The sequence below is a fragment of the Arthrobacter stackebrandtii genome, assembly GCF_017876675.1.
In the GTDB taxonomy this organism is placed as follows: domain Bacteria; phylum Actinomycetota; class Actinomycetes; order Actinomycetales; family Micrococcaceae; genus Specibacter; species Specibacter stackebrandtii.
The window spans coordinates 1,684,919-1,711,532 of record NZ_JAGIOI010000001.1 but is presented as its reverse complement, the minus strand read 5'-3'; the positions used below and the strand labels follow the sequence as shown (position 1 = coordinate 1,711,532).

Sequence of the window (26,614 nt, the reverse complement as noted above, 5' to 3'; positions counted from 1 at the left end):
GCCGCTTGACCGCCGCCGCATTCTCGCGGCGGGCCTGCCCGGGCTACCGGCCGAAGCGCCGCAGCCGCAGCGAGTTCGCCACCACCAGCACCGAGCTGGCAGCCATGGCGGCGCCGGCGATCATCGGGTTGAGCAGGCCGAGTGCAGCGATGGGGATGCCGATCGCGTTGTAGAAGAACGCCCAGAACAGGTTCGTCTTGATGGTGCCCAAGGTCTTGCGTGACAAGGCAATGGCAGTGGCGACCTGGCCGAGGTCGCTGCCCATGACCGTGAGGTCCGCGGCGGCAATGGCCACATCCGTTCCCGAACCCATGGCGATGCCAAGGTCGGCCTGTGCCAGGGCTGCGGCGTCGTTCACGCCGTCGCCGGCCATGGCCACCGTGGCGCCTTCGGCCTGCAGCTTCTTGACAGCCTCAACCTTGCCTTCCGGCAGGACGTCCGCATACACATCTTCCGGCGCGATTCCGACGGCGGCGGCCACCTGGGCGGCCACGGCGGCGTTGTCACCGGTCAGCAGGATGGGGCGCAGGCCCAGTTCCTGCAGCTTGGCAATGGCCTCCTTGGACCCCGCCTTGATGGTGTCCTTGAGCGCGATCAGTCCGGCTGCTTCACCGTCCACGGCAACCCAAATGGCCGTGGTGCCGCGCTGCTGCTGCTCGGCCAGTGATGCACGGGCCTCCGCGGAAAGCACGACGCCGTTTTCCTCCAGCCAGCCTGCCCGGCCGGCCAGCACGGTGCTGCCCTCGATCACGGCGCGGACGCCGCCGCCCGGCGCTGACATGAAGTCGCTGAGCTCGGGGAGTGTGCCGTCGCCGCCAGCCTGTTCACGGGCATGGGCCGTGATGGCGTGGGCAATGGGGTGCTCGCTGTGGGATTCCACTGCCCCGGCCAGCCGCAGAAGCTCTGCGGCAGGCACCTGGGTGAGGGGGACGACGTCGACCACGGAGAGGCGGCCCTCGGTGACGGTGCCGGTCTTGTCCAGGAGGATGGTGTTGACCACGCGGGTGTCCTCAAGGACTTGCGGGCCCTTGATGAGGATGCCGAGCTGGGCGGCACGGCCGGTTCCGGTCAGCAGGCCGACCGGCGTGGCCAGGCCCAGGGCGCAGGGGCAGGCGATGATCAGCACGGCCACGGCGGCCGTGAACGCGGATTGGATGTCGCCGCTGAACACCAGCCAGAGGGCAAAGGTGAGGACGGCGATGACGAGCACGATCGGCACAAACACGGAGCTGATGCGGTCGGCGAGGCGGGCGATGGGAGCCTTGGCGGCCTGGGCGTTGCTGACCAGCTTGCCCATTTGGGCGAGCGTGGTTTCGCTGCCGACGCGGGTGGCCTTCACGAGCAGGCGGCCGGAGGTGTTGATCGTGGCGCCGGTGACGCTGTCTCCGGGGACCACGTCCACGGGCAGGGATTCGCCCGTGATGAGCGAGGTGTCCACGGCGGAAATGCCGTCGGTGATGACGCCGTCGGTGGCGATTTTCTCTCCGGGGCGGACCACGAAGATCTCATCCACGGCCAGGTCTGCCGCCGGGATCTTGACCTCGACGCCGTTGCGCAGCACCGTGGCTTCCTTGGCGCCCAGGTTCAGCAGCGCCTTGAGGGCATCGCCGGCCTTGGACTTGGCGCGGGCCTCCAGGTAGCGGCCCAGCAGCAGGAAGGTGATGACGACGGCCGAGACCTCAAAGTACAGGGGTGCGTGGCCGGCCATGGCGCCGCCGTGCGCGGTCATTGTGGGGTCCATGGCCAGTTCGACGGCCGAGAACAGGAATGCTGCGCTGACGCCGATGGAGACCAGGGTGTCCATGGTGGACGCGAAGTGGCGGGCATTGATGGCTGCCGCACGGTGGAACGGCCAAGCAGCCCACGTGACGACTGGCAGGGTCAGGATTCCGGCAACCCAGCCCCAGTTTGGGAACTGCAGGGCCGGGAACATGGACACCAAAAAGACCGGGACGGTCAGGATGGCGGCAAGGATGAGGCGGGGGCGCAGGGTCGACGCCGTGCCGCCGTGGGCCATGTGGTCCTCATGCGAGCCTTGCTCGGCATGATCGCCGTGCTGGACGCTTACCTGCGCGGCACCCGGGTGGGTGTCGTGCGCAAGCTGGGTTCCGGCGTCGTGCTTAACGGCGGGGGGATTCTTCAGGGTGGCCTTGTAGCCGGTGGCCTTGACGGTGTCGAGGATTTGCTGGTCTGACATGCCGGCGGGGACCGTGACCTGGGCTGATTCCAGCGGGAGGTTCACGGAAGCGCTGACGCCTTCGAGTTTGCCCAACTTGCGTTCAACCCGGCTGACGCACGAGGCACAGGTCATGCCTTCGATGTCGATCTCGACCATGCGGGGGCCGGGTGTGGCGGTTTGGGACAAAATGTCTGAGGCGCTCATGGCGCTCCTTGCTTTGAGTGTGGTTTGGGTGGTGTCGGGCTAGGCGTTGTTGGCGACGACGAGGTAGCCGGCCTCGGCAACGGCCTCGGAGATCTCTTCCGGGCGCAGGGTCAGGGTGGAGGTGATGGTGACCTCGGAGATGCCTCCGGCGTTGAGGTTGACGGCGACGTTCTCAACGCCCGCCAGTTCTGTGAGTTCCTCGGTGACGGAGCTGACGCAGTGGCCGCAGGTCATGCCGGAGACGTTGATGGTGGTGGTGTTCATGGTTAGCTCCTGAGTAGGCGGGAAATTGCGGCGGTGGCTTCGGCGACCTTGTCGGAGACGATCTCCGGGTTGCCTGATTCCTGGGATTCATTGGCGGCGTTGACCACGCAGTGCGCAATGTGGTCTTCCAGCAGGCCGATGCTGACGGCGTGCAGGGCCTTGTTGACGGCGGCCATCTGGGTGAGGATGTCGATGCAGTACTTGTCTTCCTCGACCATCCGGGCGATACCGCGGACCTGGCCCTCGGCGCGCTTGAGGCGTCGGAGGTAGGCCTGCTTCTCTTCCGAGTATCCGTATTGTTCTGTTTCCATGTCTCCAATTTATACCCCCATAGGGTATGTGTCAAGTACCCCTGGGGGGTATGCTTCAGGAGGCGCCGGGGTGGACGGTTGCCATTCCTGGCCTGCGCAAATTACCGGCTGGTAACCCTTGCCGTGCCACGGCTGCGGTGGTCGACTTTAACCCATGGAAAATAGCGAAGCAACGAATGGCATGCGCTCCGAAATGACCCATCTGCTGGCGGTGGGCACCAAGAAGGGCCTCTGGCTGGGCACGAGCAACGACAGGGTTAATTACAGTTTCACCGGCCCGCACTTCCTGATGCAGGAGATCCCCAGCATCGGCATTGACACCCGCGACGGGCGGACACGGATCCTGGTGGGCCTGCGCAGCGAGCACTGGGGTCCCACGGTGGCGCACTCGGACGACCTCGGCGCCACCTGGCAGGAGCCTGAGCGCGGCGCCATCACCTTCCCGCCCGACACGGAAGCCGCCTTGGAGCGGGTCTGGCAGATCCAGCCCGACTCCGCGGACCGGCCGGGCGTGGTGTGGGCAGGCTGCGAGCCCATCTCGGTATGGAAATCCACTGACGGCGGCGAGCATTTCGAGCTGAACCGCGGGCTGTGGGACCACCCGCACCGCTCCGAGTGGGGCGCCGGATTTGGCGGCGCCGCGGCACACACTGTGCTGCCCAGCCCGTTTGATGAAAATGCCATCCATGTCGCCATGAGCACCGGCGGCGTCTACCGCAGCGTGGACGGCGGCGCCAACTGGGAGCCCCGGAACAAGGGCATCGGTGCCACGTTCCTGCCCGAGGAGACGCCCGAATTCGGCCAGTGCGTGCACAAGGTGGCCCGCGATCCCAACACCCCGGAGGTGCTGTTCGCACAAAACCACGGCGGCGTGTACCGCAGCGGCAACAGCGGTGATTCATGGGAGTACATTGCCGGCGGGCTCCCCGCGGACTTTGGCTTCACCATCCTGGCCCACCCGCGCCGCTCGGACACCGCCTGGGTCATTCCCCTCGTTGCCGATGCCCAGCGGATTCCGCCGGACGGGCAGTTGGCGGTGCACAGGACGGATGACGGCGGGACGTCCTGGACACGGCTGGCCGACGGCCTGCTTCAGCCCGAGTTCAACGTGGTGCTTCGTGATGCGGCTTCCGTTGACACCGCGGAACCGGCAGGGCTGTACTTCGGCACCCGCGGCGGCACCGTGTATGCCAGTGCGGACGAGGGTGCCCACTTTGAGCCTGTGCTGACACAGTTGCCGGATGTCCTGTGCGTCCGCGCCGCCGTGATCTAGGCGGCTGCTATGTCGGGAGAGGTGACGATGCTCGTGCCACGGCTGCTCCAGCCCCTGGTGGGGGACAGTGCGGAACTGCGGCTTGACGTGGGGGAGGGGGCTCCGCTGTCCGAGCTGCTGGATGCCGTTGCCGCGGAGTACCCCATTTTCGGCCGCCGCCTAAGGGACGAAACCGGGGCGCTGCGCCGCTTCGTCAACATCTACCTCGACGGAGACGAGGTGCGCCGGCTCTCCGGCCTGGACACCCGTATCGCCGCCGGTGCCGAACTGCTGGTCATCCAGTCCGTCGCCGGCGGTTAGCCTTCGCCCGGAGTTTATCCCTCACGTTCGTCAGGATCCAGCCTCAAATCCGGGCGTGCTTGCACTGGTTGTTGGCCATCTCCGAGCCGTACCGATCTGGCGGTCGCCGGGGGAATGCCGGCCTCTTCAACGCCATGGTCCCCGCAAGGCATCCTGGTGACGCTGGCGCGTTCGATGCGCTTGAGCAGGAACCACCGCATGTCGTTCCTCATGCGGCACCAGCCGATCAGGTACCAGCGCCCGTCCCGGCAAGCGAAGATCACGGGCTCAACGTCGCGGGTGGTTGTGTTTCCAGTGGCCGAGGAATAGCGGATCCGGACAACCAGTTGCTCCGCCATTGCCTGCTCGAGGGCGGAGCTGATCACCCGCGCAACGGGAGTTTCGGTGTTGATCCAGATTCGGCGGGCGAGTTCGTCCGCCCTTTTGCGGGTCCGCGGGTCCAGCACATCGACAATCTTCCGGATGCCTGCGGCGGCGAGATCCGCAAAAGGCGCATCAGGCGCTGCCGTGACGGCAGCGAGCAGGGCCACTGCCTGCTCCGGTGTCAGGGTGATTGGCGGGAGATTGGCACGGCCGGCCAGGCCGTACCCGCCGCCGGGCCCCGGACGGGCCCAGACTGGCGCGCCGCTGTTCTCCAGCGCATCCAGGTCCCTCTTGATGGTGCGCACGGACACGCCGAACTCGCTCGCCAGCCGTTCGGCTGTGCGCCCGCGAGAGCCGCTGCGACGCAGCATTTCCGACAACGCGTGAAGCCTCTCCGTCCGCTTCATTGCACCACCCCCTTGCCATAATCGTGCCATAAATAGTGACATGCAGTTGTCCAAACCTGCTGCGAGGATTCTGACATGACAACTGAAAAGACCAGCCCGAAAATAATCCTTGTGCCTGGCCACTGGCTGGGTGCCTGGGCTTGGGACGAATTGCTTGAGAACCTTCCGGCCAACGGGCCGTGGGCTGTTCCACTGACTCTGCCGGGCCTGGACCCAACGGACGCTGAACGATCCTCCAGAACGCTTGATGATCAGACCGCAGCAATCGAGCGGGCCTTGACTGCTGATGACGGGGAGGCGGTCATTGTGGCACACAGCGGCGCCAACGCCCCGGTGAGTCTCGTCCTCGACCGGCATCCAGAGTTGGTCCGCCGGGTGATCTGGGTCGACAGCGGCCCGGTCGCCCCCGGCACAGCTTTCGCCCCTGGCTTCCCCGAAGACGCAGAGGGGCTTCCGCTGCCGCCCTTCAACGTGCTTGGCCGGCAAGCCAGCCTTGAGGGCCTGGATGCCGGCACTCTTGAACGGTTCAGGAATCGTGCCGTTCCGGAGCCAGGTCCTGTGCTGCGCCAAGCCGTGGAACTCACCAACGACGCCCGCCTTGAGGTGCCGAACACTCTCGTGTGTTGTTCGATTCCGAGCTCGCAGGTGAGGGAGCTCGTCGAAGCAGGCCACCCAATGTTCGCTGAGGTCGCAAACCTCAAAAAGGTCGACTACATCGACCTCCCAACGGGCCATTGGCCCATGTGGAGCCGCCCCGAAGCGCTGGCCCGGATCATCCTGGACGCTTACGCAGCCGACTGACCACAGCACGAGGCGCCGGCCTGTGGCCGGCACCTCGCCTGCTCGAAAACCAAACCGCGTCGTTCCTGCGCCGAGCACCAAACGGCCCATTGCCTGCTGCGCTCGCGATGCGAATAATCACGCATTTGCTGCGATGGCGTCCCCAGAAAACGGTCGATTGCTGCGATGGCGTCGGTATTTTAGGGGTGGACCATGGCCTTCAGGGCGCCCGGGGTGGCGCCTGCCGTCAGCGCAGCCTCCACGTCTGCCAGCCCGTGGGTTGAGGTGACGAGGCCGTCGAGGTCAACCTGGCCGGAGGCGGCCAGCTCGATGGCGGTGGGCCAGGTGTTCGCATAGCGGAAGGTGCCGGTAATCGTCAGCTCCCGGCCCTGCAGCAGCGGCACCGGAAGTGCGACAGTGTCCGCGCCCATGCCCACCAGGACGGCGCGCCCGCGCGGGGCGAGCCGTTCCAGCCCGCCCAGGATGGCCCGCTCGGCGCCGCTGGCGTCGATGAAGACATCGAATTCGGGTACGACAGGCGGCTGGTTGGCTGCCGTAAACGTCTGCGCAGCGCCGTAGGCCTCCGCAATTTCGAGGCGTTCAGCCCGTACGTCTGTCAGGGTGACGGTTGCCCCGGCCAGCTGGGCCACCTTGGAGATGAGCAGCCCGATGGGCCCGGCTCCGGCCACGAGTACCTTGTCGCCGAGCTGGACTTTTCCGGCTGCCCGGGCCGCGAGTGCAACACTGAGAGGTTCCAGGAGTGCTGCGGCGTCGTCCGAGACTGAGTCCGGGACGGGATGGCAGAAGGCTGCCGGGTGCACCGCGTATTCGGAAAACACCCCGTCGATGGGAGGCGTGGCAAAGAACCGCACGCCGGGATCAAGGTTGTAGCAGCCGGCCAGCGACTGCCTCGAGAGCGGATCCGGGATTCCCGGCTCAAGCGAGACGCGCTGCCCTGCCTCGCGATCGGTGACGCCCGGCCCCAGTGCCACCACCACGCCGGCGGGCTCGTGGCCCAGCACCAGCGGCGAATCGACCACGAAGCTGCCGATCCTGCCGTGGGTGAAGTAGTGGGTGTCGGATCCGCACACGCCCACCGAAGTGATGCGCACGAGCACCTCGCCCGGCCCTGGTGCGGGGACGGGGCGCTGTTCGGTGCGCAGCTCGCCCTGCCGGACCAGGACCGAGGCCGTCATGGTGTCCGGAACGGCGGGGGCCGGCGCGGTGGGTGAATTCAACATGGTTCCTGCCGACGCTTCTGGAATTGAGGTTGCCTGGGTTGCCATGTTTCTACTTCACCGCACCCATGGAGAGGCCGCGGACCAGCTGCTTCTGGGCCACCCAGCCGGCAATGACCACAGGCAGCGACGCCAGCACCGAGGCTGCCGACAGCTTGGCCAGGAACAGGCCCTCACTGGTCATCTGCGACACGAGGAACACCGGCACCGTGGCGGCATTGGCGGCCGTGAGGTTCAGGGCAAAGAAGAACTCATTCCAGGCAAAGATCACGCAGATCAGGGCCGTGGCGGCCAGGCCTGGCGTGACCATGGGGATCAGGATGGTGCGCAGGGTCTTGATGAGCCCGGCACCGTCCATGGAAGCGGCCTCGAGCACCTCCGCCGGGACTTCCTGGAAGAAGGAGCGCATCATCCACACCGCGATGGGCAGGTTCATGGCCGTGTACAGCACCACGAGGGTGCCGATGTTGTCCAGCACCTTGATCTGCCCGGCAATGACATAGATGGGCATGATGACGGCAACAACCGGCAGCATCTTGGTGGAGATGAAGAAGAAAAGCACGTCAGAGGTCTTCTTCACTGGCCGGATGCTCAGGGCGTACGACGCCGGGACGGCCAGCACGATGACAAGCACCGTTGAGAGCCCCGTGGCGATGAGCGAGTTGAGGAAGTACGCGCCGGCACCGTTGGCCAGCACCGCCTCAAACTGCTCGAACGTTGGGACAAAGAAGAACACGGGCGGGTTGGAGGCGGCCGCTGACTCGGGCTTGAACGCGGTCATGACGAGCCAGATCACGGGTGCGAAGAACACAAAGGCGAGCAGCCACGTAAGGGTGGTGATGCTGGAACCGGCGAAACGCCGTCGTGCCTCACGGGACTTCCGCTCGGCCGAAACGGGGGCGGTTGCAGGGGGAGTGATGGTGGTTGTCACGGCTTAGTCCTTTGCGTCAAAGCTGCGGAAGATCAGGCGGAGGGCGAGGGTGGCGATGATGATCGTCGCGATGACGACCACGACGCCCATGGCTGCGGCCTGTCCGATGTCGAAGCCCAGGAAGGCCCGCTGGTAGATGTAAAACGGCAGGTTGGCGCTCGCCGTCCCGGGGCCGCCCGCGGTCATGAGGTAGATCTGGTCGAAGGTGTTGACCACGTAGATGGTGCCCAGCAGCACGCCGAGTTCGATGTAGCGGCGCAGCTGGGGAAGTGTGACCCAGAAGAACGTCTTGGTCCAGCCGGCGCCGTCGATCTGTGCGGCCTCAAGGACGTCCTTGGGCTGGGACTGCAGGCCGGCCAGCACCAGCAGCATGGTGAAGGGGGTCCACTGCCAGACCAGCGCCATGAGGATGGAGACGATGGGGTGCTGCGAGGTCCAGTCGACGGGCGGGATGCCCACGAGGGAGATCACCCAGTTCACCAGGCCGAAGCTCGGGTTCAGCATGGAGATGCTCCAGAGCGTGGCCCCGGCGACCGGCATGATGAGGAACGGGGTGATGAGCATGGTGCGCACCACGCCCTGGCCGCGGAACTTGCGGTCGAGCAGGAGGGCGAAGATGATGCCCAGGACCATGGCGAAGAACACGCAGCCAAGGGTGATGACGATGCTGTTGACTGCCGAGCTGCGGAAGGTGGAGTCGCGGAAGATGTCCACATAGTTTTGCAGGCCGTTGAACTGGTTGCCGTCGGGGCGCAGGAGGTTCCAGTTCCGCATGGAGTACCAGATGGTGACGAGGAACGGCAGCTGCGTGATGACGATTGTGAAAATCAGCGCGGGCAGGAGTGGGCCGCGGCGGCGCCAGCCCTCCGCCTTGGACATGCCGGAGCCGTCCTTTTCAGTGCGGCGCTGGTGCTGTTTGAGGTTGTGCTTGTCAACCAGGGTGGTAGCCACTACTTGCCTCCTTCTTGGTATGACGCGGCGATGGGCTCTGCATACTGCTGGGCCTGCTTCAGCGCTTCACCGACGGACTTTTGCCCGGCAATGGCGGCGGAAATCTGCTGGCTGACCCGGGTGCCGAGGTCCTGGAATTCCGGGATGGCCACAAACTGCAGGCCGGGATAGGGGACGGGGTTGACCATGGACGTGGCCTGCTTGGCGCTGTACATGGCGTCCAGGGTGGGCTTGGCGTAGGCCTTGGCGACGGCGGCGTATTCGGAAATCTCATAGGTGGACTGGCGGCTGCCCGGGGGAACTCGCTCCCAGCCGATGTTGTTGCCGACCAGCTTGATGTAGTCCTTGTTGGTCATCCAGGAGATGAAGTCCCAGGCGGCGTCCTTGTGCTTGGTGGTGGTGGGGATGGCGAGCGACCAGCTGTAGAGCCAGCCTGCCGACTCCGTCTTCTCCACGGGTGCGGGGGCGTACTGCGACTTGCCGGCCACGAGGGAGGAGGCGGGATCCTCGATGCTGGAAACCATGGCCGTGGCGTCGTACCACATGGCCGCCTTGCCCTGGCTGTAGCGCGTGATGCAGTCGCCGTAGCCGCTGGTCGCGGCGCCGGGCTGGCCGGCGTCGTGCAGCAGGTCCACATAGTCGGTGACGGCGGCCTTGACCTCGGGTGAGTCCAGCTTGGCGTTCCAGTCCATGTCGAACCACTGGCCGCCGTAGGTGTTGATGACGGTGTCCAGCGGGGCCATGACCTCGCCCCAGCCGGCCAGGCCGCGCAGGCAGATGCCGGCAAAGTCCTTGGCGGGGTCGTTGAGCTTGCGGGCGATGGTGCCGATCTCGTCCCAGGTGGGGTGCTTGGGCATGGTGATGCCGGCTTCCTTGAACAGGTCCTCGCGGTACACAAGGAAGGAGGACTCGCCGTAGAACGGGACCGAATACATGTCGCCCTGGTAGCTCAGCGCGTCCTTGATGGTGGGGATGAAATCCTTGGTGTCATAGCCGGGGGTGGCGTCCGCGAGGGGCTGAAGGTTTTCAATCCAGCCGTTGGCCGCCCACATCTCCGTTTCATAGTTGGAGATCATGACGACGTCGAACTCGCCGCCGCCGGTGGCCACCGACGCGGTGATCTTGGCGCGGGCCTCATTCTCCGGCAGCGTCACAAACTTCACGTTGACGTTGGGATGCTTGGCCTTGAAGTCATCCTGCAGGGAGATGGCGTCCTTCATCTGCGGGTTGGCAACGATGGCCACCACGAGGGTGTCCTGGGCTGCACCGGCCGGAGCGCAGCCGCCCAGGGTGAGGGTTGCGGCGGCGGCCAGGGCCATCCAGCCGGCAGCCTTCTTGCCGGGCCGCGGCCGGTGCGCCTTTGCGGCGCGAAATGGTGGGAACTTCATTGGTCACTCTCAATCTCGTTGCTCATTTGAGAACATGATCTTGCTCATTTGTTAAGTGACTCTAGTCATATATACTCATTTGAGCAAGAGCAGTCGCTCAAATGTTTCTTTTTAGGAAGGCGCGCCGTGCCGGAAATTACCCACGAGGAGCTGCTTGCCCGCATCGGGCAGGCCTACTACCTGGACAACCATTCCAAGGTGGAGATCGCCAACGAACACGGAATCTCACGGTTCCAGGTGGCCCGCTTCCTCGACGAGGCCCGCGCCGAGGGCATCGTCCACATTGAAATCCGCCGCCCCGGCGCCGCCGTGGAGGTCGACGCCGGTGCGCTCGCCGATCGCCTCGGGCTGCACCGGGTGGTGGTGGTCAAGTCGGTCGACGACGACTTCCGCCAGCGCGACCTCCAGGCCCAGGCCGTCGCCGGAGAGCTCATGTCCGCGGCCCGCACCGGCATGACCATCGGCATCTCCTGGTCCCGCACCCTGGACCTCGCCGCCCGCCACGTCACGGAACTGCCCAAGTGCAACATCGTGCAACTGGCCGGTGCACTGCCCTCGGCCGGCGGCGGCAATCCCCTGGAACTGATCCAGCGCCTGGGCCGTGTGGGCGGCGGCCGGACCTGGCCCATGTGGGCTCCCCTCGTGGTTGACAGTGCCGCCACGGCGTCCGGCCTGCGGCGCCAGCCGGAAATCGCCGACGCCATGAGCAAGGCCGACTCCCTGGACCTGGCCGTTGTGGCCATTGGCGCCTGGGCCCCCAACCTCTCCACCGTCTGGGAGCGCGTGGACAACGCGGTCCGGCAGGACGGCATCGCCAGGGGCGCCGTGGCCGAATGCTCCGGCCGGCTCATCGCCGCCGACGGCACTGCGGTTGCTGCCGAGCTCGATGCCCGCACACTTTCCGTCACGGTCGGACAGCTGCAGGGCACCCCGCGCGTCATCGCCGTGGCCCAGGGGGCCGCCCGTGCCGACGCCGTCCGGGCCTGCATCGCCGCCGGAATCGTGCACACGCTGGTCCTGGACGAGTCACTGGCGCTTGCCCTGCAATCCCACGCCGCAACCCAAGGCGCCACCGCGTGAGTGCTGCTTCGGGGGAAGGCGCGACGGCGGCCGGCGCCCAGGTGCCCCGCCCGCCGACGCCTGGCCAGGCATCTGTGAGTCCGTCTTCTGCCGTCTCGGCAGCCGCCGGCTCCGTCGTGGTTGGCATCGACTCTTCCACCCAGTCCTGCAAGGTGGTTGCCGTGGACCTGTTCACCGGGGCCCAGGTTTCCACGGGCTCGGCGGCCCATCCGGACGGGACGGCCGTGGACCCCGGGGTGTGGACCGTTGCGCTTGGGGACGCGTGGGCCGCGGCCGGCATCGATGCGCTGGGCGGCCGCGTCGCCGGCGTGTCCGTTGCCGCCCAGCAGCACGGCATGGTGGCCGTGGACAGCGCCGGCGAACCAGTCCATGACGCCCTGTTGTGGAACGACGTCCGCAGCGCCGATGATGCCGCGGCCATGGTTGCCGACTTCGGCGCGAAGGCCTGGGTCGAGGCCGTGAACGTGGTTCCGGTTGCCTCCTTCACGCTGAGCAAGCTGGCCTGGCTGGCCCGTTCGGAGCCGAACGCCGCAGCCCGGCTTCACACCGTGGGCCTGCCGCACGACTGGCTGAACCGCCAACTCACCGGCACCTGGTCCACAGACCGCAGCGACGCCTCCGGCACCGCCTACTTTGACCCGGTGGCCAACACCTACCGGCCCCACCTGCTCAAGGAATACTTCGGCTCCGTGCCTGCGCTCCCGGAGGTGCTCGCTCCCAACGCAAGCGCCGGGCAACTCCTGCCACGCTGGGGCGCAAGTTCCGCCGTCGTTGGTGCCGGCATGGGGGACAACGCCGGGGCCGCGCTGGGGCTGGAGCTGGCGCCGGGCGAGGTGGCCGTCTCGATCGGCACCTCGGGCACCGTGTTTGCCGTCTCGGAGGAACCGGTGCAGGACGCGTCCGGCCAGCTGGCGGGCTTCGCTGACGCCACCGGCCGGCACCTGCCGCTGCTGGCCACGATCAACGCGGCCCGCGTCATGGCGGCCGGTGCGGCCATGCTCAATGTGGACTTGGCCGAGTTTGACCGGCTCGCACTCGCCGCCGCGCCCGATGCCGGGGGCCTCACCCTGCTGCCGTACCTCGACGGCGAACGCACGCCCAACCTGCCCGACGCCACCGGCACGCTCACGGGCATGACCCGGGCCAACATGACGCCGGAAAACCTGGCCCGCGCCTCCGTGCTGGCCGTGTTGAATTCCCTGGCCGACGCCCTTGCCGGGCTGCATTCATTCGGCGTGCCCGTGGAGCGTGTGCTGCTGATTGGCGGCGGCTCGAAGTCGCGGGCGCTGCGCGAGGCGGCCGCCACCGTATTTGGGGTGCCCGTCGACGTCCCCGAACAGCGCGAATACGTGGCCCTCGGTGCCGCACGCCAGGCCGCCTGGGCCGCCACCGGGGAACTGCCGGTGTGGGGCCGGCGGATCGAGGAGTCCTTCATGCCCGACGGCGGATGGGGTGCCACAGTGCGCGGGCGGTACTCCTCTGCGCGGAGAACCGTTTACGGGGTGTAGGACGGCCGGCGCACTCCGACTGGCGCACTCCGACCGGCGCTCTCAACTGACCGGCCAAGCGTCGACGGCGTGGCAGGCCGGCCGGGCAACTGCCGAGGACGTGGCAGGCTGGCGACTGTAGGTGAAATGTCCCCCACAGTCGCCGACTTGCCACGTCCTCGGCGGTCCGGATCCACAGGGCGGGGTTATCCACAGCCGGTGCGGAGGGCATTGAATCCGCGCCCAAGCGGGACAAGGCTTGAGGCATGGACATTCAAGCACTGGCGTCGAGGCTTGACCGGGACTGGCCGGCGGGCCTCACTTCTGCCACCACGGCACAGCTCTCAAGTGCCGGGTTGGGGCCGCGGCGCCTGGCCATGGGCGTGAAATGCGGCCTGCTCGTCCGTCTCCGGCACGGCGTGTACATTCGCAGAACGGACTGGGAGAACCAGTATCCGTCCCAGAAGGACATGCTGCGGCTGCTTGCGCACTGCCAGGCCACGAAGGCCAAGGCGCTGTACAGCCACCTCAGTGCGGCTCGGTTGTGGGGGCTTCACGTCTGGAACGGCGGCCCGGTTGTCCATGTGAGTGCGAAGTCTGCGCTTGCCGGCGACAGTGCTGTGCCGGGTGTCCGCGTGCACCGCCGCACGCTGGCTCCGGAGCTGCGCCGGCGCATTACACACGGAAAGTTTGGGCAGGTGAGGGTGACCTCGCTTGAGCAAACGATTGTGGATTGTGCGCGGACCGAGGATTTTGTCACTGCAGTGATTATTGGGGATTCCGGGCTGCACCGCGGTGCGCGCCTTGATGTCATGCTCCAGTTGCTGGATGGGATGGCCGGGCATAGGGGCGTCAGGGCCGCGCGGCGGGTGCTGGGGGCCTTGGACAAGGGCTCAGAATCAGCCGGCGAGACCCGGATGCGCCTGGTGGTGTCGGACATGGACATCCCGCAACCGGACTATCAGGTCTGGTTGCGGGCCGCCGGCAACAACTATCGCGTCGACGGGGCCTGGCAGGACATCAAGCTGGCCCTGGAATTCGACGGGAAGACCAAGTACTTCAACTACCAACGCACCGACGAGGCCATCTACGAGGAGCGGCAGCGGGAGCGCGAGCTGATGGAGGAGGGTTGGATGTTCATTCGGGTTGAGTGGAATGATCTGGACAACCCGGAGCTGCTGAAACGGCGGATCCTGGCCGCCATTGCCGCAGCCAGCCTCCGATTGAAGTAGCGCCCGCCCAGGACGTGGCAGGCTGGCGACCGCGGGTGAAAATTCCCCTACAATCGCCAGCCTGCCACGTCCTCGGCGAAGGCTGGGTGGCGAACTGGCGGCGCTACCGGCCCAGTGCCACCAATTCCGCAACGGCGGCACGGGCGCCGCGGGTGTGCAGGGTGTCGAGGGCGCGCAGGTAGGCCTCCGTGAAGCGTTCGTTGTCCACGAGGTCGCCGAAGACGTCGCGGTTGCGCAGGAACGCCAGCTTGTCCTCCCGTTGCAGGGCCGCGGCGGCCATGAGCGGCTCCTTGAGCCGGTCAACCACGGTGATGGGCCCGCCGGCCTCGTCCGTCCCCTCGGCATAGCGGGCCCAGGAGGCGACGATGCCGGCGGAACGGGAGATCCCGCCGTCGTTCTTCAGGTTGATCCAGACCACCGGGATCAGCCACTTGGGGATGCGGTCCGAGCTCTCGGCGCAGAGGCGGGCAAGGGTGTCGCGGACGTGCTCATTGGCGAAGCGCTCGATGAGCGTGCGCTTGTAGAGCGGGAGGTCGACGCCGGGCAGCGGGGAGAGCGCGGGCGTGCCCTCGAGGTCCATGTAGTCGAGCAGGAACTGCACGAACAGCGGGTCTTGGGCGACCTCGTGCGCGTAGGTGTAGCCGGCCAGTGTGCCGAAGTAGCAGAGGGCCTGGTGGCTGGCGTTGAGCAGGCGCAGCTTCATGAGTTCGTAGGGCTCGACGTCGTCCACCACCTGCACGCCGGCGTCCTCAAACGGCGGGCGGCCCAGCGTGAAGTGGTCCTCGAGGACCCACTGTTCGAACGGCTCGCAGACCACGGGCCACTGGTCCACGACGCCGAATTCCTTGGCGATGGCGCTGCGGTCCTCATCGGTGGTGACGGGGGTGATCCGGTCCACCATGGAGTTCGGAAACAGTACGTTGGAACGCATCCAGGCGGCAAGATCCGGGTCGCGCAGTTCCGCGAACGCCGTGAACATCTTCTTCGCGACGTCGCCGTTGCCCTGGATGTTGTCGCAGGACATGACGGTGAACGGCTCAATGCCGCGGGCCCGGCGGCGGGAGAGGGCCTCCGTGACGAGGCCGAACGCGGTGCGGGGGGCCGCGTTGGGCGTCAAGTCGTGGAGGACGTCGGGGTTTTCGGCGTCGAACTCGCCGGTGACGTGGTGGAAGTTGTAGCCGCCCTCCGTCACGGTGAGCGAGACGATGCGGGTGTCCGGGCAGGCCATCTTTTCAATGACGGCCTCTGGGTTCGCCGGGGCAAACAGGTACTCGGTCATGGAGCCGATGACCCGTGCCTCGCGGCGGCCGTCGGGGTGCTTCAGCAGCATTGTGTAAAGGCAGTCTTGTTCCGCCATGACCTGTGCCATCTTGGCATCATGGGGCAGCACGCCAACACCGCAGATGCCCCAGTCCAGAGCCTGGCCGGCGTTCATCAGCCGGTCCAGGTACATGGCCTGGTGCGCGCGGTGGAAGCCGCCCACCCCAAAGTGCACGATTCCCGTTGTTACCGCCGCGCGGTCGTAGTTGGGAATCGAGACGGATTCCGGCAAATGGGTCAGGGTCTCTGCGTTGAGTTGCGGCATGCTGCGCTCCTTGGGCGACGTGATCTTCGTCCCACCATATCAAATGAGCAGAACTACGTTTCTCAAATGAGCGAATTGCCGATTGGCCGTGCGATCGCTGCGCCGCTGGCCGCAGGGGGCTATATTGGCCAGTATCCGCTAAAGGACTCTGCTGCAGGAAGGCCCCCATGGCCAAGGAACTTGCCACCCAGCTCATTGAACAATTGCAGTCCGCCGGTGTGCGGCGCATCTACGGGATTGTGGGCGACAGCCTGAATCCGCTGGTGGACGCGGTGCGGAAGACCGGCGGCTCAGCCAACGGCGGCATCGACTGGATCCATGTCCGCCACGAGGAGGCGGCTGCTTTCGCGGCCGGTGCGGAAGCCCAGTTGACCGGCGAGCTGGCCGTATGTGCGGGCTCCTGCGGGCCGGGCAACCTGCACCTGATGAACGGTCTCTATGACGCCAACCGCACAGGTGCCCCGGTGTTGGCGATCGCCTCGCACCTGCCCAGCGTGCAAATCGGCAGCGGTTTCTTCCAGGAAACGCACCCGGACAGGCTGTTTGACGAGTGCTCGGTGTACTCCGAGTTGATCAGCACCTCCGACCAGGCCCCGCGGGTGATGCACAACGCCATCTCGCACGCCGTGGGCCTGCGCGGCGTGGCCGTCGTGACGCTGCCCGGCGACATCGCGAGTCTGCCCGCCACCGCGCCGTCGCCCCTGCAACGGACCGTGCGGCCTGCAAGCCTGGTCCCGGCGTCAGAAAGCGTCGCGGAGCTGGCCGAAGCCATCAACAAGGCTGACAAGGTGGCCATCTTTGCCGGTGCCGGCGTCCAGGGCGCCCACGACGAGGTGCTTGCCCTGGCGAAACTGGTCAAGGCTCCGATTGGCCACAGCCTGCGCGGCAAGGACTTTATCCAGCACAACAACCCGTACGACATTGGCATGACTGGCCTGCTTGGCTACGGGGCCGCCGCGGAGGGCATTGCCGGTGCCGAGTTGTTGATCCTGCTGGGCACAGACTTCCCCTACGACCAATTCCTTCCCGCCACCCGCACCGCCCAGGTCGACAGGGCCCCGGAACATTTGGGCCGGCGCACCGACGTTGACATCGCCGTGCATGGCGACGTGCTGCCAACCCTGCAGGCCCTCCTGCCGCTTGTGGCGGCAAAGAAGAGCTCGAAGTTCCTGGATCAAATGCTGAAAAAGCACGACAAGCTGATGAACAAGGCCGTCGGCGCCTACACCCGCAACGCCGATGCGCTGGTGCCCATCCACCCCGAATATGCGGCGTCGCTGCTGGATGAAATCGCCGCAGCCGATGCCATCTTCACTGCCGACACCGGCATGTGCAACGTCTGGACAGCACGCTACATCAACCCCCTGGGCACCCGGCGCCTGATCGGTTCCTACCTCCACGGCTCCATGGCCAACGCCCTGCCGCAAGCCATCGGCGCGCAGGCCGCCCATCCCGGAAGGCAGGTCATCTCCGTCTCCGGCGACGGCGGACTGTCCATGCTGCTGGGTGAATTGATCACTGCCGCAGCACAGAAGCTGCCCGTCAAGGTGGTGGTGTTCAACAACTCCACCCTTGGCATGGTGAAGCTGGAAATGCTGGTGGACGGGCTGCAGGACTTTGGTGTGGATGTTCCCGACGTGAACTATGCGGCCATTGCCGCAGCCATGGGCTTTCACGCCGTCAGGGTCACCGACCCCGCCAATATCGCCGACGCGTATCGGGCGGCCTTCGCCCATGAGGGGCCGGCCCTGGTGGAGCTGGTCACCGATCCCAATGCCCTCTCCATCCCGCCCAAGATCAAGGGTGGGCAGGTGGTGGGATTCGCCACGGCCATGTCCAAGATTGTGCTGAACAGGGGCGCCGGCGAGGCCGTCAGCATGGCCCGTTCAAACCTGCGCAACATTCCGCGCGGCTGAGGCCCAACGTCAGGGAAGGAACCCCCATGCTCGCTGCAGCACTTGTTTTCGCCGGCCTGGCAGCGCTCGTCCATGTCTACATTTTTGTGTTGGAATCGCTGCGCTGGACGCTGCCGGCCACCCGCAAAACCTTCGGAACCAGCGTTGAGCAGGCTGCCGCAACCAGGGAGCTGGCCTTCAACCAGGGCTTCTACAACCTTTTTCTCGCCATTGTGGCTGTGGCCGGCATTGTGGCCGCGACCACCGGCCACCACGCCGTCGGGGCTGCGCTGGTGCTGGCCGGCTGCGGATCCATGCTTGCCGCCGGCCTGGTCCTGCTGATATCCGCGCCGAACAAGGTGCGGGCCGCTGCCGTGCAGCTGGCGTTCCCGCTGGTGGCGGTCGTGCTGCTGACCGTCTGGCTGGCCATTTAGGCGCACCGCGAAAACTGCCTGCAAGCCATTGCCCGGCCACTCGAACAGGCATAGCGTGAAGGGGCATCCTAGGGGGTGGCCCAAATGGAAATTCACCTGTGGTGGATCAATATGGAACTGCCGGCCAAGCAGTGGCTGCGCGAAAACAACGAGTCGGAATCCGTGCCGGACTTTGTGGCGGAGGCCGTGGAGGGCGCCGGCGGCAGTCTCACTGGAGGCACGTTGACGCAGCGGGAGTGGGATTTCATTGTGACCCAGTCAGAGTTTGTTGACTGACGCCTTGTGCACGTTTCTCAGGCGCGACGGCGGCGCCCGCCCGCCGCTGCAGGCCCACCGTGCGGCCAATTTCCCAGCACATACCCCTAGGGGGTATTATTGAGTTGTTGTCAGTGACATAGGTTTGTCCCGGCCGGGCCACGCGCCTCAAGCCATTACGTTCCCTTCAACCCACAACGTGTCCAATTACCCTGCGTTGAAAGGAATGCCACACCATGTGTGACTCCACTACAGAAACCAAGACAGCCGACACCTCGAACGCCACCGAACTGGGACTTGCCCCCGTGCAGGATTCCTCCTGCGGCTGCGGCTCCGCCAAGGACACCGCGGTCCAGGCGCCGGATGTGGCAGGCAGCATCAACTTTGACCTGCAGGGCCTGACCTGCGGCAGCTGCGTGCGCAAGGTGGAGACTCTGGTGGCCGGGCTGGCCGGCGTCGAATCCGCATCCGTGGCACTTGTCAACGGAGGCACCTCAACCCTGAGTGTTGCAGGCGACGTCAGCCCCGAGACTGTCACTGCGGCCGTTATTGCCGCCGGCTACCCGGCAGAAGTTTCGGCCTAAGCGGCGTTTCGAAGCGGCCGGCGCCAGCCCCTCCCTGAACTGCACCCCGAAAGTTGGACTGAATAATTCAGTTCCAGCAATTCCAGGGAGATTTTCATGCGTCCACAAAGTTCCTTGACCCCCGCTCAGCGGTTAGCCGCCCTTGATCTTTTCGAGGAGGGATTCGGGTACTACGCTGTAGCCTCCAAAATGAACGTCAGCGCCAAGGCCACCCGGATTCTTCGGGAACGATTCATGATTTGGGGTAGAGCAATGTTGGAAAGTAAACCGACCAAACCGGTGTACAGCTTCGAGTTCAAACTCGCGATTGTTCGTCAGTTCCTGAATGGTGAAGGAACCCAGCCTGAGATAGCCTTCAAGCACGAACTCAGTTCTCCAACGCTCTTGCGCACATGGATCCACACCTATCGAATCCATGGCGAAGACGGTTTGCGACCCAAGGCCAAGGGGCGACCCAAATCTGCCCCTGCCACCTCATCGGGCGAAGTCAGCGAGCTGGAGAAGCTGCGTCACGAGAATCAACGTCTACTGGCGGAGAATGCTTACCTAAAAAAGTACGAGCCTTGAGGAACTAACCACGGCGCTGAAAGTTGGCGCCGTGATTGCCCTCAAGGCATCCCATTCTCTGCCCCTGTTGCTACAGGCAGCTGGTCTGGCTCGTTCTACGTTCTTCCACCGCCAAGCGGCCCTGAAGAAGCCTGACCGTCATGCTGAGCTTCGAGCCCAGATCCACGAAGTCTTCACCGGTGCCAGAGGCCGCTATGGACACCGACGCGTCCACGCAGTCCTGACGCGCCAAGGCGAGCAGATCGCACGGAAGACCGTGTTGAAGCTGATGCGTGAGGAGAACCTGGTCTGCAAAGTCCGCACTCGGCGCAAATATTCTTCCTATAAGGGCCAGGTCGGCAGGATCGCCGACAACCTGCTCAAACGCGAGTTCAACGCTGCGGCGCCGAACACCAAATGGGTGACCGACGTGACCGAGTTCAAAATCGCTGAGCGCAAGGTCTACCTCTCACCGGTGCTGGACTTGTTCGACCGCTCTATCGTTGCCTACTCGGTTTCCGAATCTCCAAACACGGCGTTCACCAACGAATCACTCATCGAGGCGATCGGGACCCTGGCCCCGGGTGAGACCCCGATGATGCACTCAGATCAGGGTTTTCAGGCTCTTCCGAATGCAGGGTGTAGTCGGGGTTGGTGCGCGTGAGAGCCGGGGCGGGGAAGTTGGTTCGGGATAGGTGAGGGCCTTGGTAGAGAATCAGATTGTCTAGATCTCGTTTTCTACAGCAAGGCCCTCGTGTTTAACGCTACCTTCCAATGCCCTGACCTGACTACTTTCTGCCGTCTTGACGGCCTTGGTTTGCAAGCGACCGGACAGTTCCTTGCCCCGGATCGTGCCGTGATTGCCTGCCAGGTGGCTTCTACGGACGAGTGGTGCCACAAGTGCGGGAGCCAAGGTATTCCGAGGGACACCGTGACGCGGGAACTCGGCCATGAACCCTTCGGCTGGCGACCAACGACTTTGCTCGTGCGGATCCGCCGCTACAAGTGCACCGAGTGCGGTCATGTCTGGAGGCAAGACACCGCTGAAGCCGCTGAGCCACGGTCAAAGCTCTCCCGACGCGGCCTGGTGTGGGCGCTTGAAGGCATTGTTTGTCAGCACCTCACTGTTGCCCGTGTCGCCGAGGGGCTGGGCGTGTCTTGGAATACCGCGAACAAGGCCGTGTTGGCCGAAGGGCGACGGGTCCTGATCAATGACCCCACCCGCTTCGACGGGGTCAAGATCATCGGTGTTGACGAGCATGTCTGGCGCCACACCAGGCGCGGGGACAAGTACGTCACCGTCATCATCGACCTCACCCCGGCCCGTGACAAGACGGGCCCTTCCCGGCTGTTGGACATGGTCGAGGGCCGCTCCAAACAGGTCTTCGCTACATGGTTACAGGCTCGCCCGCAGCAGTGGCGGGACGGGGTGGAAGTCGTGGCCATGGACGGGTTCTCCGGCTTCAAAAGTGCCACCGCCGAAGAGCTCCCCGAAGCTGTTGCGGTCATGGACCCGTTCCACGTAGTCCGTCTTGCCGGGGACGCGCTCGATGACTGCCGGCGCCGGGTACAGCAGGACACGTGCGGACACCGTGGACGGGCCGGAGACCCACTCTACAAAGCCCGGCTGACGCTACATACCGGGGACGGGCTGCTGACCGAGAAGCAACAGCAACGCATCATTGACCTCTTCGCCGACGAGAAGCATGTCGAGGTCGAAGCAACATGGGGCGCATATCAACGCATGATCTCCGCCTACCGGGAGAAAGACCCGGTCCAGGGCAAGAAGCTCATGCAGGCACTCATTGACTCCCTCAGTACCGGCGTTCCGGCCGCGCTGAAAGAGTTGAAAAAGATGGGCGGAACACTCAAACGCAGGGCAGCCGACATCCTCGCATACTTCGACCACCCAAGAACCTCCAATGGCCCAACTGAAGCGATCAATGGCCGTTTGGAACACCTCCGCGGATCTGCCCTCGGCTTCCGCAATCTCACCAATCTATGTCGCCCGGGCATTGCTGGAATCCGGCGGATTCAGACCAAAACTACACCCTCAAATCTGAAGAGCCGGTTTTCAATACCAGCACACCAGCTGGCAAAAACTTCTCAGCAATGCCAACATGGCCCAATCCATGTCCCGAAAGGGTAACTGCCTAGATAATTCGGTGATGGAAAACTTCTTCGGACATTTGAAAGAGGAGATGTTCCACCGCCAAAACTTAACCGATGCCAGTGGGTTCGTCACCGAGCTGGAAGACTACATCCACTGGTACAACTGTGAGACTTGTTTTAGCTGGTCTGGGACTGGCTGGCAGGATAGTTACCGGCCGCTCCACACTGCAGGCGTGACCCTTGGTACAACTGACCCTCATGGTGTCCTTTTGTGGACTTGTCCGTCTACCAGGATGGTTCGGCCGGTACCCGTCCGGCCCACCACGGTAGCTTGATTAGAAGATTGTCCACCCTCACGGGCGTGACCCCTCACAGTTCTGTTCCGTAGTGATTCCTACCCGGACTTGTACCGGCCGTCAACGGCCACCAACCAAGTCCATCACAAAAGGAAAAGCACGGTGACCGCTCTGTCTATCGTCTCTCATTGCCACCCATTTGTCGTGGGTGTCGACACTCACGCACGCAACCACGTCTACGCCATCCTTGACGCCACCAATGGCGCACTGCTGGATACGCAGTCTTTCCCGACTACCGCGGCCGGTATCAACCGCGCCATCAAATGGGTCGCACGCCGCACCAACGCCGACGCCGATACCCTCTGGGTTATCGAGGGAGCCGCGTCCTACGGAGCGATCCTCGCCGGTACCGTAGCCGCCCATGGATTCCCCGTTACCGAGGCTCCTCGTATGGATGCCAAGAAGAACCGCGGTGTCGGTAAAACCGATGCCTTGGACGCCCACCGGATGGGCATGGCCGTGCTGTCGTTGCCGGTCGAGAAACTGCGCTGCCCCCGCTTGAATGAAGGGATCCGCCAAGGCTTGCGGATCCTGGTCACCGCCCGCGAGTCCATGACCAAGGGCCGTACCCGTTCGATCAACGCATTGAACGCTTTGGTACGAAGTAACAATCTCGGCATTGATGCCCGCAGGAAGCTCACCCCAGTCCAGATCGAGGAGATCTCACGCTGGCGTGAACGCGTGGAAGAACTGGCTTTGAGTATCGCCCGCTCCGAGGCGGTCCGCCTCGCCAAACACATCCTGGACCTCGGTGAGCAGTTGGAGTCCAACGAGCAAAAGCTGGACGAGCTGGTCAAGGTCAGCGAAGCCGCGCCCCTGCTTGAGGAGAAGGGATTCCAGGCGGTCGCCGCGGCGAAATGTCTGGTGGCGTGGTCGCACGAGGGACGGGTCCGTAGCGAGGCTGCCTTCTCCTGTCTGGCCGGCGTGAATCCCATCCCCGCATCGTCCGGGAACACCGTTCGGCATCGGCTGAACCGTGGAGGCGATAGAAGGCTCAACAGTGCTCTTCACATGGCCGCGATCACCAGGATGACCTACGACTCTGAAACCTGCGACTACGTCGAGAAACGACGTGCCGAAGGTAAGACCGACAAAGAAATCCGACGTTGCATCAAGCGCTATCTGGCCCGTCGGGTGTTCAGGATTCTGACTGCCGCGGCTCAGGCGACAAAGGTGCAGGAAGCGGCTTGACAGATATAGAAGAGTCCATGAGCGAATCTCGTTGACGCTTGAGTGTCTGAGCCCAATGGAATATCGATCACAAGCACTGGCTGCGTAGACTCGGGGTCCGCGGATGATCTGAACGGAAATTCGCGCTGAAGTTCAGCCCTGGACATACCTGTTCCCGTAGGGCCAACGCGGGACGTGAGTCGTTTTTAAGATGGTTCTTGATGGCTGAGGTGCCTGGACAAAGAAGACTTTCAGCCTCATATTTGTCCATCTTGGGGCGGTCGAGCATAGCCCTCGTGGGCCTGGGGTCAGTTCATCACACCGGACTTGGCCGAGATTGATGCAATCTCGGCCCAGTTCGGTGCCACATCGGTGCAGCTATTCATGAGTGGTCAAGGCTCAATGGCTGAGACTTCGCAGTATAGTAACTGGGTGATCCGCAGGATTCATTTCGCCCGTATTGAGGGTTAGGCATTGCAGATCCGTACTCTTGTCTCCGGTGTAAAGGTAGTCCTCCGCTCATGTCCACGAATCCCCTGCGCCATACCCTGTCCCGCATGGGTGGCCGCGATCCTCACGAAAAGCACCGTGCGTCGACTCCTCTGGAGCTCTTCTTCGATTTGACCTTCGTTATTGCTTTTGGCGTTGCTGGTAGCCAGTTTGCCCACGCGATAGCGGAAGCTCACGTCTGGCCCGGGCTCCTCGCCTTCGCCTTCGCGATGTTCTGCATTATCTGGGCCTGGATTAACTTCTCCTGGTTCGCCAGCGCATACGACACTGATGACTGGGTATTCCGTCTCGTGACCATGGTCCAGATGGTGGGTGTCCTGGTCTTGGCCATGGGCATTGAGCCATTGTTCCACTCGATCATTGAAGGCAACCATGTCGATAACGCCACCATGGTGGCCGGCTACATCATCATGCGGGTGGCCCTAATCTTCCAGTGGCTGCGCGCCGCCCGCCAAGACCCCGCCCATCGTCAGGTGTGCCTGCGGTATGCCGCGTACCTGGCCATTGTTCAGGTCGGATGGGTTGCCGTGTTGTTGGTCGATGCCAACATACCCACCATGCTTGCCATGGCGGCTCCTTTGTTCATCCTTGAAGTGATGATCCCCTACACGGCAGAACGAAAAGGAACCGGGACCCCGTGGCATGCACACCACATGGCCGAACGATTCGGCCTCCTGGCCATCATTGCCTTGGGTGAATGCTTGCTCGGTGCCATCGAGACTCTTCGTGCGATCGTGGCCATCGATGGGTGGAGCGTTGAAACAGCACTAGTCGGATTGAGCGGCACTGGCTTAGCCTTCGCAATGTGGTGGATTTACTTCGTATTGCCTTCCGGCCAGGCCCTCCACGCCAGACGGGACCGAGGCCCGAGATTCGGATACTGGCACATGCCTGTATTCGCAGCGATTGCTGCAACAGGCGCCGGACTCCACGTTGCTGCGTACTTCATCGCCCACGAAACCCACATCAGCGCAACCATCGCAGTAGCCTCCATTGCGATACCCATCGCTATCTTCCAGATTTCGCTTACGTCCCTGTATACGTCTCTGTTGGGCGTGGACCGCAGCTTCGTATGGGTCGCGGCATTCGTCGTAGCCGGCCTCGGAGCGGGCGTGGGAATGGCAGCTGCAGGCGTGCCAGTATCACTGTGCATGCTTGAAATGATGATTGTTCTGGGGTTGGTAATCGCCTTCGACGAACGAAGTAGTCACAAGGGCAGGGCAGTGGCTATCCAACGGCTGGAATCTGCGGCGAGCTAGTACCACCATAGTCCGGGCTACTTTTCGTAGATTCAGTTTTGACTACCTCAGCGATGGGCAGGGCCCTGTCATCGAAGTTAGCATTCTTGATCTGTTGAACAGTCAACCGGGACGCCGAATTTCCCGAACTGAAAGACCACCCGGGTAGCCGGAGTTGTCGTACGGGAAACGCCGTCCCGTTAGTTTCCCGTAAGCCGCGGTCGTTCACCGGAGCACATGCAGACAGCTTCGGGAATTTTCGAAAAACCTTACTTCTGCAGGTGTCAGATTGCCCTATACCCTGCCCGAGAAGTAACCCGATGATGGGGAACCAAACGATGCACTCCGAGCACATGATCCCCTTAGCGTGAATTCCCGTACGGATCATCCCCGGGCCCCATAGACTCCTAATTACCGAGTCCAACTTTCGGGGTGCAGTTCACCCGGGCTGGGCGCCGGCCGCTTCAGTTGTTGCCGACTACTGGCTGACCAGCACGATGGCTGCAGTCAGCAATCCTGTCAGGGCCAGAAATGGCAGGCACATGAACACGTGCAGTTTCCTGTGTTCTTGCAAGATGGCGACAAACTCGCGCAGAAATGCGCTTGGCAGAAAATACCGTGCGGTGGGAGAGCCCACAACCTGGGCGTCGAGCCCCAGCTTGCGCGACAGCAGGGCGGCGCGCAGTACATGGTAATTGTTGGTCACCACCACCATGGCGCCGGTCCTGCCATGGGCCCGGGCCACAACGGTGGAGAGCTGCAGGTTCTGTGCCGTGTTTACGGCCTGGTCCTCGGCCGCCACATGCTCACCGGGAATCCCGGCGGCCACCAGATATTCGGCCATTGCCACCCCTTCAGGCATGGCCTCGTCCGCGCCCTGGCCGCCTGAGGGAATCAGCAGGGGAGCCGCCGCGGAGGGGACTGCGTGGTACACCTCAATGCCCTTGTCGAGCCGGGACCGCAACAGTGGCGGAACTTTTCCGTTGATGATTTGCGAGCCCAGAATCACCACGGCGTCCGGGGTGGTGCTGTGCTTCATCCTGCCGTAAACCACGGCATAGGCCAGGAACACCACAAACACCACGCCGAAGTAGCTGCACAAAAAGAACAGCAGCGCGGCCATGCCAATCGCCACCGGGTTCAGTGTGGTGACCAGCAGCAGGGCCACTGCCGGCAGTCCCAAGAGCGCGACGCCGGCGATGAGGGAGAGTAGGTTGCCCAGGCTCCGCCCTTCATGACGCATCATGGTTGCTCCATTGCTGATCAAAAATCCGGCCAGCACCACAATGGCCAGCGGGGTCAGGGCAAACAGGGCAAGGGTGATCCAGCTGGTCCACGGGAACCACTGCGAAAGGACATCCAGCGCGCCCACCGCCGCAAACCAGCAGGCGGCCACCAGGACGAGGCCGTTGCGGAGCATCCGCGGGTCCTTGCGCCGCAAGTAGACATAGGAGCAGCCGAGGGCCGCAGCGAAGAAGAGTGACATCACGCATTCAGCCTAGTTGTTGGCCTGCCGGCTGCGCATGGCACCAGGGGAGGAG

Annotated in this window: 25 protein-coding genes and 1 pseudogene; 16 read left to right on the top strand and 10 right to left on the bottom strand. The window is 64.1% G+C overall.

What is annotated here, in order from left to right; all coding sequences use genetic code 11:
• Window positions 1–43: 43 nt before the first annotated feature.
• From JOF48_RS07175 to JOF48_RS07165, 3 genes are read right to left on the bottom strand one after another with little or no spacing between them, the layout of a single operon-like run.
• The gene (locus tag JOF48_RS07175) at window positions 44–2,383 is read right to left on the bottom strand and encodes a heavy metal translocating P-type ATPase (protein WP_209678949.1); all 2,340 of its coding nucleotides are present in this window, start codon (window positions 2,381–2,383) and stop codon (window positions 44–46) included.
• Between the two features lie 39 nt (window positions 2,384–2,422).
• Window positions 2,423–2,647, bottom strand: a complete 225-nt coding sequence (locus tag JOF48_RS07170; RefSeq protein WP_209678946.1) for a heavy-metal-associated domain-containing protein — start codon at window positions 2,645–2,647, stop codon at window positions 2,423–2,425.
• Window positions 2,648–2,649: 2 nt separating this feature from the next.
• Complete coding sequence (locus JOF48_RS07165) at window positions 2,650–2,958, bottom strand: metal-sensitive transcriptional regulator (RefSeq protein ID WP_209678943.1); 309 nt, start codon at window positions 2,956–2,958, stop codon at window positions 2,650–2,652.
• A 154-nt stretch (window positions 2,959–3,112) separates the two neighbouring features.
• Between JOF48_RS07165 and JOF48_RS07160 the strand changes: the two genes are divergently transcribed.
• Window positions 3,113–4,231, top strand: coding sequence for a WD40/YVTN/BNR-like repeat-containing protein (locus JOF48_RS07160; RefSeq protein ID WP_245346432.1), 1,119 nt, complete (start codon window positions 3,113–3,115; stop codon window positions 4,229–4,231).
• A gap of 9 nt (window positions 4,232–4,240) precedes the next feature.
• Window positions 4,241–4,531, top strand: a complete 291-nt coding sequence (locus JOF48_RS07155) for a MoaD/ThiS family protein (protein WP_245346431.1) — start codon at window positions 4,241–4,243, stop codon at window positions 4,529–4,531.
• A gap of 14 nt (window positions 4,532–4,545) precedes the next feature.
• Here JOF48_RS07155 and JOF48_RS07150 read toward each other — a convergent pair whose 3' ends face one another.
• Window positions 4,546–5,301, bottom strand: a complete 756-nt coding sequence (locus JOF48_RS07150) for a helix-turn-helix transcriptional regulator (RefSeq protein WP_209678940.1) — start codon at window positions 5,299–5,301, stop codon at window positions 4,546–4,548.
• A gap of 75 nt (window positions 5,302–5,376) precedes the next feature.
• On the opposite strand from JOF48_RS07150, the gene JOF48_RS07145 reads away from it, so the two are divergent.
• The gene (locus JOF48_RS07145; RefSeq protein ID WP_209678937.1) at window positions 5,377–6,102 is read left to right on the top strand and encodes an alpha/beta fold hydrolase; all 726 of its coding nucleotides are present in this window, start codon (window positions 5,377–5,379) and stop codon (window positions 6,100–6,102) included.
• Between the two features lie 179 nt (window positions 6,103–6,281).
• Here JOF48_RS07145 and JOF48_RS07140 read toward each other — a convergent pair whose 3' ends face one another.
• The 4 genes from JOF48_RS07140 to JOF48_RS19870 form a co-directional block, all read right to left on the bottom strand.
• On the bottom strand, window positions 6,282–7,367 hold the full coding sequence (locus tag JOF48_RS07140) for an NAD(P)-dependent alcohol dehydrogenase (protein WP_342591178.1): 1,086 nt from the start codon (window positions 7,365–7,367) through the stop codon (window positions 6,282–6,284).
• 4 nt (window positions 7,368–7,371) lie between these two features.
• Window positions 7,372–8,250, bottom strand: coding sequence for a carbohydrate ABC transporter permease (locus JOF48_RS07135; RefSeq protein ID WP_209678934.1), 879 nt, complete (start codon window positions 8,248–8,250; stop codon window positions 7,372–7,374).
• 3 nt (window positions 8,251–8,253) lie between these two features.
• Window positions 8,254–9,129 carry a carbohydrate ABC transporter permease gene (locus tag JOF48_RS07130; RefSeq protein WP_209684256.1) on the bottom strand — a complete coding sequence of 292 codons (876 nt, stop codon included), beginning with the start codon at window positions 9,127–9,129 and terminating at the stop codon, window positions 8,254–8,256.
• 71 nt (window positions 9,130–9,200) lie between these two features.
• Entirely contained in the window at window positions 9,201–10,589 is a 1,389-nt protein-coding gene (locus tag JOF48_RS19870) for an ABC transporter substrate-binding protein (protein ID WP_281067964.1), read from the bottom strand.
• A gap of 126 nt (window positions 10,590–10,715) precedes the next feature.
• Here JOF48_RS19870 and JOF48_RS07120 point away from each other — a divergent pair, with 126 nt between their 5' ends.
• The 3 genes from JOF48_RS07120 (at window position 10,716) to JOF48_RS07110 (ending at window position 14,388) form a co-directional block, all read left to right on the top strand.
• Window positions 10,716–11,669, top strand: a complete 954-nt coding sequence (locus JOF48_RS07120; RefSeq protein ID WP_342591177.1) for a sugar-binding transcriptional regulator — start codon at window positions 10,716–10,718, stop codon at window positions 11,667–11,669.
• Window positions 11,670–11,743: 74 nt separating this feature from the next.
• Complete coding sequence (gene xylB / locus JOF48_RS07115; RefSeq protein WP_209684250.1) at window positions 11,744–13,177, top strand: xylulokinase; 1,434 nt, start codon at window positions 11,744–11,746, stop codon at window positions 13,175–13,177.
• 245 nt (window positions 13,178–13,422) lie between these two features.
• Window positions 13,423–14,388 (top strand): type IV toxin-antitoxin system AbiEi family antitoxin domain-containing protein, encoded by a 966-nt coding sequence (locus JOF48_RS07110; protein ID WP_209678931.1) that lies wholly within the window; start codon window positions 13,423–13,425, stop codon window positions 14,386–14,388.
• 103 nt (window positions 14,389–14,491) lie between these two features.
• Here JOF48_RS07110 and JOF48_RS07105 read toward each other — a convergent pair whose 3' ends face one another.
• Entirely contained in the window at window positions 14,492–15,973 is a 1,482-nt protein-coding gene (locus JOF48_RS07105) for a mannitol dehydrogenase family protein (protein ID WP_209678928.1), read from the bottom strand.
• A gap of 167 nt (window positions 15,974–16,140) precedes the next feature.
• Here JOF48_RS07105 and JOF48_RS07100 point away from each other — a divergent pair, with 167 nt between their 5' ends.
• The 10 genes and pseudogenes from JOF48_RS07100 to JOF48_RS07055 all read left to right on the top strand — a co-directional run bounded on the left by JOF48_RS07100 (window position 16,141) and on the right by JOF48_RS07055 (window position 25,094).
• Window positions 16,141–17,889: a pyruvate dehydrogenase gene (locus tag JOF48_RS07100; RefSeq protein WP_209678925.1), complete on the top strand. Its 1,749-nt coding sequence runs from the start codon at window positions 16,141–16,143 to the stop codon at window positions 17,887–17,889.
• 26 nt (window positions 17,890–17,915) lie between these two features.
• Window positions 17,916–18,302 (top strand): DUF1304 domain-containing protein, encoded by a 387-nt coding sequence (locus JOF48_RS07095; protein WP_209678922.1) that lies wholly within the window; start codon window positions 17,916–17,918, stop codon window positions 18,300–18,302.
• An 84-nt stretch (window positions 18,303–18,386) separates the two neighbouring features.
• On the top strand, window positions 18,387–18,578 hold the full coding sequence (locus JOF48_RS07090) for a hypothetical protein (RefSeq protein WP_209678919.1): 192 nt from the start codon (window positions 18,387–18,389) through the stop codon (window positions 18,576–18,578).
• Window positions 18,579–18,793: 215 nt separating this feature from the next.
• The gene (locus tag JOF48_RS07085; RefSeq protein WP_209678916.1) at window positions 18,794–19,141 is read left to right on the top strand and encodes a heavy-metal-associated domain-containing protein; all 348 of its coding nucleotides are present in this window, start codon (window positions 18,794–18,796) and stop codon (window positions 19,139–19,141) included.
• 189 nt (window positions 19,142–19,330) lie between these two features.
• Window positions 19,331–19,708, top strand: a complete 378-nt coding sequence (locus tag JOF48_RS07080; protein ID WP_209678913.1) for a helix-turn-helix domain-containing protein — start codon at window positions 19,331–19,333, stop codon at window positions 19,706–19,708.
• 16 nt (window positions 19,709–19,724) lie between these two features.
• A complete protein-coding gene (locus tag JOF48_RS07075; protein WP_281068046.1) occupies window positions 19,725–20,351 on the top strand; it encodes an IS3 family transposase in 627 nt (208 codons plus the stop codon).
• A gap of 90 nt (window positions 20,352–20,441) precedes the next feature.
• Window positions 20,442–21,750, top strand: a pseudogene (locus tag JOF48_RS07070) (ISL3 family transposase).
• A gap of 138 nt (window positions 21,751–21,888) precedes the next feature.
• The gene (locus JOF48_RS20145; RefSeq protein WP_425353734.1) at window positions 21,889–22,134 is read left to right on the top strand and encodes a hypothetical protein; all 246 of its coding nucleotides are present in this window, start codon (window positions 21,889–21,891) and stop codon (window positions 22,132–22,134) included.
• A gap of 123 nt (window positions 22,135–22,257) precedes the next feature.
• Window positions 22,258–23,346 carry an IS110 family RNA-guided transposase gene (locus JOF48_RS07060; RefSeq protein WP_209676708.1) on the top strand — a complete coding sequence of 363 codons (1,089 nt, stop codon included), beginning with the start codon at window positions 22,258–22,260 and terminating at the stop codon, window positions 23,344–23,346.
• 500 nt (window positions 23,347–23,846) lie between these two features.
• Entirely contained in the window at window positions 23,847–25,094 is a 1,248-nt protein-coding gene (locus JOF48_RS07055) for a low temperature requirement protein A (protein WP_209678904.1), read from the top strand.
• 457 nt (window positions 25,095–25,551) lie between these two features.
• Here the strand turns inward: JOF48_RS07055 and JOF48_RS07050 are convergent, their stop codons facing one another.
• Window positions 25,552–26,559 carry a YdcF family protein gene (locus tag JOF48_RS07050; RefSeq protein WP_209684248.1) on the bottom strand — a complete coding sequence of 336 codons (1,008 nt, stop codon included), beginning with the start codon at window positions 26,557–26,559 and terminating at the stop codon, window positions 25,552–25,554.
• Between the last annotated feature and the right edge of the window lie 55 nt (window positions 26,560–26,614).

What these genes read in the sequence shown, in the direction of transcription:
- JOF48_RS07080 (WP_209678913.1), top strand. Translation starts at nt 19,331, where the DNA reads ATGAACGTCAGCGCCAAGGCCACCCGGATTCTTCGGGAACGATTCATG.
- JOF48_RS07110 (WP_209678931.1), top strand. Translation starts at nt 13,423, where the DNA reads ATGGACATTCAAGCACTGGCGTCGAGGCTTGACCGGGACTGGCCGGCG.
- JOF48_RS07050 (WP_209684248.1), bottom strand. Translation starts at nt 26,559, where the DNA reads ATGTCACTCTTCTTCGCTGCGGCCCTCGGCTGCTCCTATGTCTACTTG.
- JOF48_RS20145 (WP_425353734.1), top strand. Translation starts at nt 21,889, where the DNA reads ATGTTCCACCGCCAAAACTTAACCGATGCCAGTGGGTTCGTCACCGAG.
- JOF48_RS07140 (WP_342591178.1), bottom strand. Translation starts at nt 7,367, where the DNA reads ATGGCAACCCAGGCAACCTCAATTCCAGAAGCGTCGGCAGGAACCATG.
- JOF48_RS07175 (WP_209678949.1), bottom strand. Translation starts at nt 2,383, where the DNA reads ATGAGCGCCTCAGACATTTTGTCCCAAACCGCCACACCCGGCCCCCGC.
- JOF48_RS07170 (WP_209678946.1), bottom strand. Translation starts at nt 2,647, where the DNA reads ATGAACACCACCACCATCAACGTCTCCGGCATGACCTGCGGCCACTGC.
- JOF48_RS07105 (WP_209678928.1), bottom strand. Translation starts at nt 15,973, where the DNA reads ATGCCGCAACTCAACGCAGAGACCCTGACCCATTTGCCGGAATCCGTC.
- JOF48_RS07085 (WP_209678916.1), top strand. Translation starts at nt 18,794, where the DNA reads ATGTGTGACTCCACTACAGAAACCAAGACAGCCGACACCTCGAACGCC.
- JOF48_RS19870 (WP_281067964.1), bottom strand. Translation starts at nt 10,589, where the DNA reads ATGAAGTTCCCACCATTTCGCGCCGCAAAGGCGCACCGGCCGCGGCCC.
- JOF48_RS07095 (WP_209678922.1), top strand. Translation starts at nt 17,916, where the DNA reads ATGCTCGCTGCAGCACTTGTTTTCGCCGGCCTGGCAGCGCTCGTCCAT.
- JOF48_RS07100 (WP_209678925.1), top strand. Translation starts at nt 16,141, where the DNA reads ATGGCCAAGGAACTTGCCACCCAGCTCATTGAACAATTGCAGTCCGCC.
- JOF48_RS07165 (WP_209678943.1), bottom strand. Translation starts at nt 2,958, where the DNA reads ATGGAAACAGAACAATACGGATACTCGGAAGAGAAGCAGGCCTACCTC.
- JOF48_RS07155 (WP_245346431.1), top strand. Translation starts at nt 4,241, where the DNA reads ATGTCGGGAGAGGTGACGATGCTCGTGCCACGGCTGCTCCAGCCCCTG.
- JOF48_RS07160 (WP_245346432.1), top strand. Translation starts at nt 3,113, where the DNA reads ATGGAAAATAGCGAAGCAACGAATGGCATGCGCTCCGAAATGACCCAT.
- JOF48_RS07130 (WP_209684256.1), bottom strand. Translation starts at nt 9,129, where the DNA reads ATGTCCAAGGCGGAGGGCTGGCGCCGCCGCGGCCCACTCCTGCCCGCG.
- JOF48_RS07055 (WP_209678904.1), top strand. Translation starts at nt 23,847, where the DNA reads ATGTCCACGAATCCCCTGCGCCATACCCTGTCCCGCATGGGTGGCCGC.
- JOF48_RS07145 (WP_209678937.1), top strand. Translation starts at nt 5,377, where the DNA reads ATGACAACTGAAAAGACCAGCCCGAAAATAATCCTTGTGCCTGGCCAC.
- JOF48_RS07090 (WP_209678919.1), top strand. Translation starts at nt 18,387, where the DNA reads ATGGAAATTCACCTGTGGTGGATCAATATGGAACTGCCGGCCAAGCAG.
- JOF48_RS07150 (WP_209678940.1), bottom strand. Translation starts at nt 5,301, where the DNA reads ATGAAGCGGACGGAGAGGCTTCACGCGTTGTCGGAAATGCTGCGTCGC.